The organism is Corynebacterium sp., assembly GCF_030532965.1.
Classification (GTDB): Bacteria; Actinomycetota; Actinomycetes; order Mycobacteriales; family Mycobacteriaceae; genus Corynebacterium.
Genome location: NZ_JAUNKC010000028.1, coordinates 30,890 through 43,624, shown reverse-complemented (window position 1 = coordinate 43,624; position 12,735 = coordinate 30,890). Strand labels below are relative to the sequence as shown.

The window sequence follows — 12,735 nt, the reverse complement described above, 5'->3', positions numbered from 1 at the left end:
GGCGTCATTGTCCATGGCGTCCTTTTCCATCTTGTCGCTTTGCATCATGGCGGACTCGGAAGCCGGGGCGGAGGAACCGGAATCGTTGCAAGCGACCAGGCCGGTTGCTGCGACACCGAGGGCGAAGATCGAGGCGATGAACTTACGATTGATCATGAGAGTACTCCTTGTAGGGAATCAGAAACTGTCTGTCTATTAAAGATGTCGGTCTGGAAAACCTATCTATGATGTGCCATTCGGTGGCACTCACAAACTGTTTCGGAGTGGGGTGGCAAACTGGATTGGATTTTTAGAAAAAATTTTGAAAACTTTTTGTTTCCGCAGGTAAAGCCGGTTTATGTGGGCGGGAGAAAATTTTTCCAATCCGTTTTTGCGTCAGCGCCGTAACCCTTTATGAGCCGCTTGATAAGCGGGATGCTTCATGAAAGGAACGCTATGTTTTCAATGATCCTCATAGGTTTGATTGGCGGTATTTTAACAAGTTTGTCGCCATGTATTATTCCGGTGCTGCCGCTCATTTTGGCTGTCAGTGCTGGTGATAAACGACGCCCTTATCTAGTGGTGGCTGGCTTGGCGCTCAGCTTCGCCATCATCACCCTGATCGGCTCAGTGGTGCTTAATGCGCTGGGATTGCCGCAAGATACAGTTCGGTGGGTTGGTATCGGGCTTCTGGTTCTCGTGGGTCTGGGCATGATCGTCCCAGCGATCGGGCGGATACTCCAAGCACCGTTTGATCGGTTACCTAAAGCAAATTTCTTGCAGTCGAAGGTACAGGGCCGGGGTGGCTTTGCCGTGGGTCTTGCCCTCGGCGCGGTGTACGTGCCATGTGCTGGCCCAGTGTTGGCTGCTATCACCGTTGCCGCTGCAACCGGTGAGATTGATGCGACGATTATCGCTTTGACCATGTCCTTTGCCGTCGGTGCTGCTATCCCGCTATTGGGCTTTGCGCTCGGTGGAAACCAGATTGGGCAGCGCGTGGACTGGTTTCAGAAGCACGGCAATGCTTTTCGACGCGGTGCGGGTGCGGTCGTTATCGCCTTGGCGGTGGCGCTTGCGTATGATGCTCCGGCTGCTATTCAGCGGGCATTACCGGACTGGACAGGTGCGGCACAGCAGGCACTCGGTGAAAAAATCCAAGCAGGTGGCTCTACTGCTGGCGGTAGCCTGGAAGCGTGCCGGACACTAGGCGTTTCCGAGGCACACGATTGCGGCGACCTGCCTAAGTTTGAAGGATTGGGCGAGTGGATTAACACCGACAAGCCAGTCGATCCACACACCTCCGGCAAAGTTTCGCTTGTGGATTTCTGGGCATATGCCTGCATTAACTGCCAGCGCGCGAATGAGCACATCACCAAGCTCTACGATCACTACAAGGATTACGGCTTTGAAGTCATCGGCGTTCACGCTCCGGAATACGCTTTCGAGCGCGAGCTGGCTAACGTCAAGGATGCCGTCGTAACACAAAAAATCAACTATCCAGTAGTACAGGACAATGACTTTGTTACCTGGAAGAACTTCAATAACCGTTACTGGCCAGCACGGTACTTGGCTGACCACACCGGTAAGCTGCGCCAAATCCACGAGGGTGAAGGTGATTACGCTGAAACCGAAATGGTTATCCGCCAGCTGCTCCAAGACCGCGACCCAAGCATCACCCTGCCGGATCCAATTGAAAAGGGAGTAGAAGCGGAAGCTCGTGAGCCTCGCTCCCCAGAAACCTACCTCGGCGCTGAGCGTTCTAAGTACCAGTGGAATGCTGTCCGTGGCGAGCGGCTTGGTGAACACGACTTCGGTACCGGTGAAACCCCGGAGCTCGGCTTCTACTCCCTGGCTGGCAAGTGGAACGTTGAGGAAACCTCCATCACCCCTAAGTCCGAAGACGCACACATCGAACTGAATTACCAGGCCAAGTGGGTGCAGTTGGTTCTCAGCGGCACGGGCAAGATCACCGTGAAGCGGGAATCGGGCGAAACCCAAGAATTCGATATCACCGAAGACGGTTCCGTCGACATCATCCGTAAAGACAAGAATGAATCGGAATTGATCACGGTCACTCCATCTGAAGGCTTGCAGCTCTACTCCTTCACATTCGGATAAAAGTGTGCGATTTTGCCCACAGATCCATTTTCAATCGGGCATATTCAGAAAAAATCGGGCATACTTGGCGGTAGTGGCTGTCGTGAAAAACAACCGTCGAAAAGCAAAAAACTCCGGAAGGTGTGCTGGGATATGAAACAGATTGTGGGCAATAAAGTCGTACTCATCGGCGCGGGCGACGTGGGCGTAGCCTATGCATACGCACTGGTCAACCAAGGAACCTGCGACCATCTGGCCATTATTGATATCGATGAAAAGAAGCTTGAAGGCAACGTCATGGACCTCAACCACGGCGTTGTGTGGGCCTCATCGCGCACTCGGGTGACAAAGGGAACCTACGCCGACTGCGAAGACGCCGCGATGGTCGTCATCTGCGCCGGCGCTGCACAAAAACCTGGCGAAACCCGGCTGCAATTGGTGGATAAAAACATGAAGATCATGAAATCCATCGTCGATGAGGTCATGGCCAACGGATTCGACGGAATCTTCTTGGTCGCCTCCAACCCAGTGGACATTCTCAGCTACGCTGTGTGGCGCTACTCCGGCCTGGACTGGCACCGCGTAATCGGCTCCGGAACCGTCCTGGACTCCGCACGATTCCGCTACATGCTGGGCGAACGCTACGAAGTGGCCCCCACCTCCGTCCACGCATACATCATCGGCGAACACGGTGACACGGAACTTCCGGTTCTGTCCTCGGCAACCATCGCTGGTGTATCCATGCGGAAACAATTGGAAAAGAACCCCGGGTTGGAATCCGAACTTGAGCGGGTTTTTGAGGAAACCCGCGACGCGGCGTACACCATTATCGACGCCAAAGGCTCGACATCCTACGGCATCGGTATGGGCTTGGCCCGCATCACCCGCGCCGTCTTGCACAACCAAGACGTAGCGTTACCAGTATCGGCGCTGCTTAACGGCGAATATGGTGAGGAAAACATCTACATTGGCACCCCTGCCATCATCAACCGGCGCGGCATCCGCCGGGTTGTCGAATTGGAAATCTCCGATCACGAGATGGAACGTTTCCAACATTCCGCCAAAACTCTCAGGGAAATCCAGGAGGAATTCTTCCCCGCCTAACGTCTAAGCGGATCCCTTAACTTGCAGCAACCGGCACCGTGGCACTGCCACCGACAGGATCGCGGTGCCGGTTTTTGTGTGTGGCACCTTGTCTAGGGGCTAAAGGTTGTAGAGGGCCTAGGGGTGGTCAGAGCGCTAGCGCGTCCGTTTATCAAGTCGGAGATTTCCCGAAATAACGCAAATAACGCGGTAAAACACTAGGGGAAACGCTTCTCGTTGAGACAATCTCCGACTTGAACAAGTGCAGAGCGAGTAACTCGCGGGCTAGTGGCTGCCGGGCCAATGGGTAATCAGAAATCGGCTGACCACATAGCATGAACAAGGGCATCGGCTAGGAGTCCATCGGGTGGGGCGCAAAGGTTTTTGCGGAAAACGGCTGAGGAATGACCAGCAGCTGATTAAAGTTTTCAATTGGAAAATGTATTTAGCAATTGTGCTTTGATCGGGGATGGTGGTTTGGTGAACCGACTACGTGTATCGGTAATTGCCCTGGTGGCGGCGTCAAGTGTCCTGTTGGTGGGCTGCGAGGAGCGAACGGATCAGGCGATGAAGGAGGTAGCGGAGTCGTCGACAAGCGAAACCACCCAGGAAACCTGCACCGACCCGGATCTGGACTTGGCGGAAACCGCCCTCGGGCTATGGCTACCCGCGAAGAAAATTCCGACGCCACAACCTAAGGTGCATTTCTCTTTCGACATCGTGGACAATCAATTCGACCCCTGCGCGACGCTCAGCTGGGTTGTGTTGCGGGGCGCTACGGTCGGCATGGAGGAAGACTCATGGTTGGCGCGCGAATCCGCGATGGATACCGTGCTGTTTTTCCGAGGCGATCAATTGATAACCGACATGAATTTCGTCCTGGGATACCAGATAGATGAAGTAGCTGTGGAAGGCGACAAAGCCACCGTAACCTACGAAGAGCCTGCTTATCCAAGGGTTTCGGAAGGCAAGAAACACACAGTGACATACACCCTGGCGGGGGAGACGGTAAAGAGCGACCCAGCGACCTTACCAGAGGAGCATTCGCTGGAATTAGATTTCACCAAGAACCCGCCAGCGGGCTGGGGCCTATTGTTGCCGCAAGGCAATGCCACAAAGAAGGTCGCGGAGAAAGAAATCGACCACGACATCCTCGCTGAAGTACCGATGGGTGATAGCACAATCTTGTGCAACTTCGCCCAGGGGCGTGGCGTTACCTGCCAGGACCGGACGGAGTCGACATGGCCAGTAAACGTGTCGGAATTTACCCCGTCGGAAGGGGTGCAAACCGCACCTAACGGCAAGACCAATTTCGCAAAAATTGACTTCGCCCCGCCGCCGATCTTCAGGACATCCTATTCAGAGGCCGGAAACATCAGCGCGGAGGAGACGCTGCCGGATGAATCGGTGACTAAAGTGGCCGGGATCTACGTGGATACCCGAGGGGAAACGGTCAAACTATCCGATAACCTGGTGGTTATCGAATTAGGTAAGGGCGTCGCAGAGAAGCGAAACGAGGCGATGTTTGAGTTAGATACCTCCCGGCACCCGAAGGGCTTGAAGGACTGGGATCAATAAAACCCACGGAACGCCTGGCGATTGGGTTTGAGCGTATCCTCGTAAGTCAAGGGCTTAAAACCAATTGCCGCAGGACGTCACAAAAAGGGGAGAGGCTTAATGCACATCGTCGCCCATCGAGGTTTCAGCGGGCGCTACCCGGAGATGTCGCCCATCGCCTACGAAAAGGCCCTTCAACTGCCGATACATGGGGTGGAATGCGATGTGCGGCTGACAAAAGACGGCCACGTTGTCTGCACTCATGATCGGACAATGCTGCGGGTAGCGGGGGTGCGCGCGGTGGTATCCACCTCCACCTTGGCGCAGCTCAAACGGCTGAATATTGGCGACGAATACGCAGTGGGCGCGGCTGCATTCCAACGGATTCTGACGTTGGATGAACTACTTGAGATGGTGTTCGCCACCGACGACAAACACATTTACATCGAGGCCAAACACCCCACCCGCATGGGGCGCATGCTGGAAGAACAGGTCGCGTTGTGCCTGAAATACCATGGTCTCGCGTGCAGCGATCGGGTTCATTTTATTTCGTTCTCCCACGCGGCGGTTCGCCGAATAAATGCCCTGGTTCCCGCCATCGAAACCTTTTACCTGCGGCGGGAATGGGAAGCAAAGGTCAACCCGGCTGACCTACATTTTTCCCACCCGAATAATTTCGGTATTTCCCTCAAGCGGGCGAAGCTCGACACCTGGATTCTGGACCGCGATGCGCAAGTATACGCACCCTACATGTGGACAGTGAATGAACCCGACGACATGCTGTGGGCAGATAGCCACGACGTTGGGGTGATGGCGACAGATTATCCAGATCTTGCGGTAGAGGTTCTGGGTCGGGCTGGGTGAGCGGCGAAACCGTCAGGTAAGTTGTAACTCATGGCTAAGAAGAAACGGAAAGAAAAAGAACAACTCCCAGCGGGGATGAGCCGTCGTCAAGCGAAACTCGCAGCCCGCGCCGCCGAACGCGCTGCCACCGAACGTGACCCGCGCCCATTCCGCGACGTGAAATCCGAAGCAGACTTGATCGCTTTGCAGGAGTTTGTCCCTTCGGCGACGGCGAAAATCGACGTCACAGGCGTCGACCGCGACGTATACCTATGCACGGTGCTGCCGGGCGGAACCGCCGCCATCGTGCGGGAAGGATCCGAAGGCGGCGATGCTTTCGTCGCGCTGCAAATCGGCTCCCGTTCGCACAACCCGCACCGCGACCTAGCTTTCGCGCTGCAGTGGTTACAAGACGCCGCGCCGGGGCAGCAGCTCGTTAGCGTTGCGGCCGACGGCACCGAACCAGCCCTCGTCGAGCTTTTCGACGTTTCCCAGGCGCTCGACATCAACCAGTTCAACGATTTCAACTGGTGGCTGCCGGAAGGCACGGAACTCAGCCCGGAACATGCGCAGGCAATCAAAGTCGCCAACGACAACGTAATGCCATCCCACCGCATTGATGCCGACGTTCACGGCGCCGTCTGGTGGATCGACGCTGGCGAAAAGGCCTACATCCGGTGGGTCCGGCCGGAAGACGAAGACAAAGTGCTGCGCGCTTTGGCCCGGATTGCGGCGAAAGGCGAATTGAAACTAGGCGAAGAAACCAAATTCGCCGGTGTTTTCCGCACCCACGGGGTTGCGGTACCGGTGTGGGACCTCGACCCAACCCGGTCACACACCACCTATCAGGATGAATTGCTGGCATTGGATAAAAAGATCGTCGCGGAATTGGACAACGACGCTCAGCTCACGCCGGAAGAACGGCGGCAATTGCAGAACATTCAGTCGCGCCAGGTGACCATTCGCTAGGGGCAATCAATCCCGGTGTTAGCCCACCCGAATCTGGCAAAAAGGCAGGTACGGGTGGGCTTTTATGTATTTCACTTGCGTCAAAATTAACCCCGGAGGATAAACATGGCTATTGATTCGCTTTTCTTCCCGACGTTCCATGCTGATATTTCATTGTTTGATAGATACCAGACTACTTGTGAATCCATCCTTGAACTCATTCACAAGTAGTCTGACAATTATTGTCCTCAAAAATAAACAGCCTGCCAACCAACGAAAATTCAGTATTTGATCTTCCTACGTATCCGAGACTGACTTAGCTGCACGAGAACCAACTATATATTGAATGCCTGCTAAGGTTAACACGATGAAGCTGCTAGTTAGTATAAAGATCGCAATCACCTCATCAGTTGCATCAGAATACGCTAGAATCGCAACACCCGCACCTTCAATAAATAAGATTAGCGCAATTACAATATAGAGTTTCCAAACCTTTTGGTTTGCCAAACGAAAAGCTTCATCGCTCGACAAAGTAACGGAAGTGCGTAACCCAGCCCACCAGTTCCTTTTTAAACCTTTCCGAGATTCATTTCCGAGGACTGCAATTAGAATACTGCTTATGACCAATGATGCCGAAACAAAATAGAACACTGCGGCTCCCCTCATTTGACTTAAATCTTAATATTTGAAACCATGTAATTCTTCACTTTAAAAACTCTGTCAAAAAGCAAAAGATGGAGTATCAATAGAGACGACATTGAGAATAAAAAGGACCAAAGACCAAAAGTTAATGCAAATCCAACATGAAGCATTATCCCCATACTGAATAGGATTTTACGCACCATTGGTTTGAATAAAAAGCCAATGGCCAAGCAAAATTCAATAATGAGAATAGAATATGTAACTAATTGCCCTAAATACGTCGTACCGAAAACCAATAATAAAACCGTTGAAATATGTTCCGGAGGTGCAAAAGTGGGATCCGTAAGCCAATACCAAATACCCGTTCCATTTGCCCATTCCGGGACAAAAATTTTACCAATAGATGCATGAAAATAGACCACAAAACCTTGAGCAATGAATAAAATCACCGCCGCCCACCAAAACGGGAAAAAATAAGTGAGAGATTTCGCGCTCGGGTAGCGGTTCTCCCAATGCGTTAACCTGAAATCACCAAAATGAAATACCAAAAATATCAACGCAAGAGCCTGCGCAATTTGATCACCCCCATCAATTAGCGGAGACTGAGTAGCGAAGCTCCAAACAACCCAAAAGTGCGCCCAGGATATTATCCCAGGAAGAATCCCAAAAATTACCGCAGCTAAAATGAAAAAGGTCAGTATATAGCTAATTGTCAAATTATCCTGCCAAGCACAATAAAGCCCGTATCTCGCAGCTAACCCATCACAAATAACTCCACTTGGGTAGCTATCGGAAGCAAAGAAAAGAACTTCTCGGGGAGTAAACGTAAAAGTTAGTAATGTTCCCGCCCCAAGAAGAGACCTTGCAATCGCGGAAAGGCGATTATGAGGGGTAAATTGCTTCATCGTTGAACCGACGACAATAAGACGATCCCACAATTTTCTGAAACTCATACTTTGCTGCATTGCTTCCTTGATTCAGTTAATCAGGACAAGACAAATCAAGATAAAGAACTTTACCAGGCATGCCTTCACGCAAACCTCGGTAAGACCATGGAACTGGTGGAGCTTTTGTGATGGATATCTCGCCACATAAGTTATTGTTTTGGGTAGGGTTCGGGAGGTTAAATGGAGTAACACCTTGAAAACATCCTGCATAAGCTGAGACATTGTCACACTCAATCCAGTTTTCCTCCGAAACAGCGTTCATTATTAAATCCGAGTCAAACTCTGAAATGCGCGAACTCCTATCAAGGCCAAAAGCGTATTCTGGCTTAAGGTTTGGCCCCCGCATTGCCGATTTCCATTTGTTTTCTCTCTCGTCGAAAGAATAGATTAAAATTCGGTCATCTCGAGGTGATTTAGTAAAAAAAGCCCACCCTTGTACAGTAAAGGTGCGAATCCGATCCACATTTACCTTTGCATTTTGACTGTACAATTCAACCGAAGGGAGCCATGCCCACATCTGGATACTAATAAAACAATAAACAAGAATAAAGGTTGCTATGGGCAAAGCTCCTGTAGCCCTAGCTTCAGCACAGTCAGATCTCTCGTTTTTCATCACGAACGGCTTCCATTACATCCACAACTAAAGCCTCCCGTGAAGCAGCCTGAATATGGCTTCGTCGCCCAACCCACCGCCAGGCACCCGCCCAGAGCGCTCCACCTACCACAACTGCCACTAAACCTGTCACGACTACGGTGTTATGAACAGCAGCTGCTGCATATGCAACACAGACGACCGCAACTCCGCAAGCAGGTCTTACTCTTTTCATGCTATAACTGGGTGCTTTCTTTGCAGCATAGTCGACAACAATATTTGATAAGTCAGACATCCCTTGTTCAACTTCAACTGGATCACCGCTCCTTAACTGCATGAGCACTGAACGAAGCTCATGTCTGTAAATACTTGGAAGATCGTTGATAGTTTTATTAACAGCGGTTTCATACTGTCCAAAGGTGAGATTCTTCGGCATCTGAACTTGGAATCCTATGTGTTTCGCAACGGGGCCAATTCCAAACAGTATCCCCTTTAAGATATCATCGTCAGATACATTCACATTAGCCAGTTTTACAGATTGCACTCGATCTTCAATAGAAGTTTGTCGATCCTCTGCTTGCGCTAGATTAACGCTGCCAAAAACCAAAGAAAATGCCGATAGCACGGAAAAGAGCGCCTTGAAGAAGAACTTAACAGAACTCCATGACTGTTTTTGTGGCGAGAAAACGAGTGGTGCCAAAGCCATTTCAAATCTCCATCGGTCTGCGTTTAATTCATATTTCAAACATTCAACTTTGCCTTACATTTCATTGCACAACCTAAGTTGAATTCCATTTATATTTCAGCATATTGCTAACGGAAAAACTGAAACTTTACTCCAGGTTCTTCCCATTTTCTAGGCAAGTTGAATTACGCTCAGGCTAGCAAAGGCAATCCATCTCGACAATAGGTTTTTACAAATTCATTGAGCAGCACTTAGATAAGATGCAACATAGGTGAAGCCTAGAAGCTTCAAAAGTGCAGTATATTCGTATTATTGCGAGTCTTACATAAATTAAATTTCCCACGCATCATGGACTCGAAATACAATAAGCGGGGGTAAAAGGTGGGGTGGGGTTGCCGTTGGTTGGTAGATATTGAGGTTTTCTCACCAGAGTTTTTTGTGGTTGAGGTGTAGGACGGTTAAAGCGGTTCTTGCGATAGCTGTAATGCTCTAAGGGTATGAGGTAACACGCCGTAGAGCTTTGAGTTGTTTGAATATGGCGTTTGCTCGTTCTGCTGGTGCCCCGAGACTATTAAGGCGACGGTTGTACTCGTATTCTTCATCTGTTAGATTTTTCCCTTTGATCGGTGTATATACGTTTTGACCTGCACCGATGTAGCCTTTGTCGGCAAGAACGCGAATATCAACGTTGTTTATCGCATGAAGGACATGCTCGCGTTCTGCGGTGATGTCGTGAGTTGATCCAGGCGATACCGGTGATACCCACAGTGGGTACCCGCTATCGTCAGTCAGTACTTGTACGTTTCCGCCAAACGCTTTGTGTTTGCCGGAATACCACAGGTCATGACGACTTTTCGGGTTCTTTACTGCTACACGATCTGTCCGGATGAGTGTTCCGTCCAGACAGACGAAGAGATTATTGTTGCCCTCGGCATGCTGTAATGCGTCTAGAAGGGTAGGGCTTTTTAAGGAAACAACCTTCAGTGCTTCATGGATGTAGCGGTAACCTGTAGCTTGCGAAACTGAACTGCCGTGGGTTTTGTTCCTAGGTGTTTGCTTTGTTTCCTATTATTTCTTGTTGGTGGTTGGTGTTCTACTATTCCGTTTCGACCTCGGCTGGTGTGCGGTAGCCTAGGTTTTCGTGGAGTCTGGTTTCATTCCACCAAGTAACCCATTGAAACGTGGCGATTTCGACTTCTACAGCATCGACCCATCTGCGGGGATTGATGAGTTCATTTTTATAAGGAGCCGTTGACATTTTCCGCCAGAGCATTATCGTAAGAATCTCCTACCGTGCCGGTTGATGCAGCAATTCCGCACTCTTTAAGCCGTTCATTGTACACAATGCTTACGTACTGTGCGCCGTGGTCAGCATGGTGAATCAGCCCAGTAGTTTCTTTAGCTGAAGCGATCGCCTGACTAAGAGCTTGAAGGGGCAATGCATGAGTTCGTAGTGAATCTGATAGCGCCCAGCCGACAATCTTACGGGAGAATACATCGGTGACAAAAGCTGCGTACACAAACCCCTTACTGGTCCGTACATAGGTAATGTCAGCAACCCACAAATGGTTGGGACGACTGGCTGTAAAGTCACGGTTAACCAAGTCTGGTCGGGTGTCTGTTTGCGTGCCTTTACGGGTGGTGATCGGGGTTTTACCTTTGCTTTTACCGCACACACCCGCCAAACGCATCACACGTGCTGGGGTGACTATTGGCCGTGAACAAAGGGTGCGCGGGGAAATATGCTTTCGTTGATGGGCGTGTTTTTGAACGAAATGAGCACATTGCGGCGAATTTTATTGCACAATAGTTCCCATACTCTTGCTCGGTGACTCTAGTCACATAATGATGGCGGTTGGGTGGATGCTATGGAAACTGTAATTGAAACATTAAATGGGATCATTTGGTCGCCAGCCTTGGTGTTCTTGTGCTTGGCGGTCGGGGTGTTTTTCACCCTCGCCACGGGATTTCTCCAGATTCGGTGCATACCCGATATGGTCAGCCAAATTGTGGGCGGTAAGAAATCGGAGTCTGGCGTTTCTTCCTTTCAATCGCTGATGATCTCGCTGGCGGGTCGGGTCGGCGTGGGCAATATTGCTGGCGTGGCCACCGCTATTGCGTTCGGTGGGCCCGGCGCGGTTTTCTGGATGTGGATGGTTGCGCTTTTGGGTTCGGCGACGTCATTTGTGGAATGTACGCTGGCGCAGATTTACAAGGAAAAGGATAAAGACACCGGCGAGTACCGGGGTGGGCCTGCTTATTACATTGAAAAGGCATTCAAGCACACCGCTGCGGCGCCGTTCATGCTGGTGTATGCCATTGTCTTTGCGGTTTCCATGATTTTGGCCACCTCTTATTTCTTGCCCGGAATCCAGGCGAACGGTGTGGCTGCCGCAATGAAGAACGCTTGGGGTGTGGATTTCTATATCACCGCTGCGGTTTTGGGTGTGACTCTTGCGGTCATCATCATTGGCGGAATTAAGCGCATTGCTAGTTTCGCGGCTCTGATTGTTCCGTTCATGGCAGTGCTGTACATCATTGCATCTATCGTTGTGATGATCATCAATTACGACCGGATTGACGACGTGTTCAGCCTGATTTTCCGTTCCGCTTTTGATAAGGAGGCGGCGTTTTCCGGCATGCTTGGTGTGGCCATCATGTGGGGTGTGAAGCGTGGTATTTACTCTAATGAGGCAGGGCAGGGCACTGGGCCGCAATCGGCGGCGGCTGCTGAGGTTTCTCACCCGGCTAAGCAGGGGTTTGTGCAGGCGTTTGCGGTGTATATTGACACGTTGTTTGTGTGCTCGGCGACGGCTTTCATTATTATCTCCACCGACATGTACCGGGTGTTCCAGGGTGAAAGCGAAGACGGTGCTGTCGTGTACGCAGGTTCCATTAACCCGGATGTCCCGGTTGGTCCTGGTTTCGTGCAGGAAGGCCTCAATACGTTCGCCGCGGGTCTGGGTCCTAGCTTTGTGGCGTTGGCGGTGGCGTTGTTTGCCTTCACCACTGTGCTTGCCTACTACTACATGGCGGAAACTAATGTTGCTTATTTCAACCGGTGGATTCCGAACCGGTCGGCGCGCCGTGGAATCATTTGGGGTTTGCGGGTGCTGGTCGTGATCTCAGTGGTGGTGGGCGCGGTCACCACTCCTGGTACTGCGTGGGCGTTGGGTGATATCGGCGTGGGACTAACCGCTTGGCTTAATATCATCGCAATATTGTTCTTACAGGTTCCGGCGCATAAAGCGCTGTGGGATTACCGGAAGCAAAAGAAAGCTGGTCTCGATCCACACTTCAACCCGGAGGAGTTGGGCATTAAGAATGCCGATTTCTGGGTGGAGCGGAAAGAGCAGGGCTGA

At 51.1% G+C, this 12,735-nt stretch carries 13 protein-coding genes; 6 read left to right on the top strand and 7 right to left on the bottom strand.

The features are described 5' to 3' along the window. Positions 1–435 precede the first annotated feature (435 nt). From Q4D85_RS11715 to Q4D85_RS11695, 5 genes are all read left to right on the top strand, one after another. Positions 436–2,097, top strand: a complete 1,662-nt coding sequence (locus Q4D85_RS11715; RefSeq protein ID WP_303200630.1) for a cytochrome c biogenesis protein CcdA — start codon at positions 436–438, stop codon at positions 2,095–2,097. Between the two features lie 132 nt (positions 2,098–2,229). Continuing rightward, on the top strand, positions 2,230–3,180 hold the full coding sequence (locus Q4D85_RS11710; RefSeq protein ID WP_303200629.1) for an L-lactate dehydrogenase: 951 nt from the start codon (positions 2,230–2,232) through the stop codon (positions 3,178–3,180). A 459-nt stretch (positions 3,181–3,639) separates the two neighbouring features. After that, complete coding sequence (locus tag Q4D85_RS11705) at positions 3,640–4,737, top strand: LppP/LprE family lipoprotein (protein WP_303200627.1); 1,098 nt, start codon at positions 3,640–3,642, stop codon at positions 4,735–4,737. 99 nt (positions 4,738–4,836) lie between these two features. Next, positions 4,837–5,580, top strand: a complete 744-nt coding sequence (locus Q4D85_RS11700) for a glycerophosphodiester phosphodiesterase family protein (RefSeq protein WP_303200625.1) — start codon at positions 4,837–4,839, stop codon at positions 5,578–5,580. A 30-nt stretch (positions 5,581–5,610) separates the two neighbouring features. Next, positions 5,611–6,528: a DUF5926 family protein gene (locus Q4D85_RS11695; protein ID WP_303200623.1), complete on the top strand. Its 918-nt coding sequence runs from the start codon at positions 5,611–5,613 to the stop codon at positions 6,526–6,528. A 276-nt stretch (positions 6,529–6,804) separates the two neighbouring features. Here the strand turns inward: Q4D85_RS11695 and Q4D85_RS11690 are convergent, their stop codons facing one another. The 7 genes from Q4D85_RS11690 to Q4D85_RS11670 form a co-directional block, all read right to left on the bottom strand. Further along, entirely contained in the window at positions 6,805–7,173 is a 369-nt protein-coding gene (locus Q4D85_RS11690) for an SdpI family protein (RefSeq protein ID WP_303200622.1), read from the bottom strand. Between the two features lie 5 nt (positions 7,174–7,178). After that, on the bottom strand, positions 7,179–8,114 hold the full coding sequence (locus Q4D85_RS11685; RefSeq protein WP_303200621.1) for a hypothetical protein: 936 nt from the start codon (positions 8,112–8,114) through the stop codon (positions 7,179–7,181). A gap of 16 nt (positions 8,115–8,130) precedes the next feature. Then, entirely contained in the window at positions 8,131–8,709 is a 579-nt protein-coding gene (locus Q4D85_RS11680) for an SdpA family antimicrobial peptide system protein (protein ID WP_303200632.1), read from the bottom strand. Then, positions 8,690–9,394, bottom strand: a complete 705-nt coding sequence (locus tag Q4D85_RS11675) for a hypothetical protein (RefSeq protein WP_303200620.1) — start codon at positions 9,392–9,394, stop codon at positions 8,690–8,692. Before Q4D85_RS11675 ends, Q4D85_RS11680 begins: the two co-directional genes overlap by 20 nt. A 468-nt stretch (positions 9,395–9,862) precedes the next feature. After that, positions 9,863–10,261 (bottom strand): transposase family protein, encoded by a 399-nt coding sequence (locus Q4D85_RS14540; RefSeq protein ID WP_368502296.1) that lies wholly within the window; start codon positions 10,259–10,261, stop codon positions 9,863–9,865. A 208-nt stretch (positions 10,262–10,469) separates the two neighbouring features. After that, positions 10,470–10,631: an integrase core domain-containing protein gene (locus tag Q4D85_RS14535; RefSeq protein ID WP_368502295.1), complete on the bottom strand. Its 162-nt coding sequence runs from the start codon at positions 10,629–10,631 to the stop codon at positions 10,470–10,472. After that, positions 10,612–11,064, bottom strand: a complete 453-nt coding sequence (locus Q4D85_RS11670) for a DDE-type integrase/transposase/recombinase (RefSeq protein WP_303200631.1) — start codon at positions 11,062–11,064, stop codon at positions 10,612–10,614. Before Q4D85_RS11670 ends, Q4D85_RS14535 begins: the two co-directional genes overlap by 20 nt. A 177-nt stretch (positions 11,065–11,241) precedes the next feature. Between Q4D85_RS11670 and Q4D85_RS11665 the strand changes: the two genes are divergently transcribed. Continuing rightward, positions 11,242–12,735: a sodium:alanine symporter family protein gene (locus tag Q4D85_RS11665; RefSeq protein ID WP_303200619.1), complete on the top strand. Its 1,494-nt coding sequence runs from the start codon at positions 11,242–11,244 to the stop codon at positions 12,733–12,735.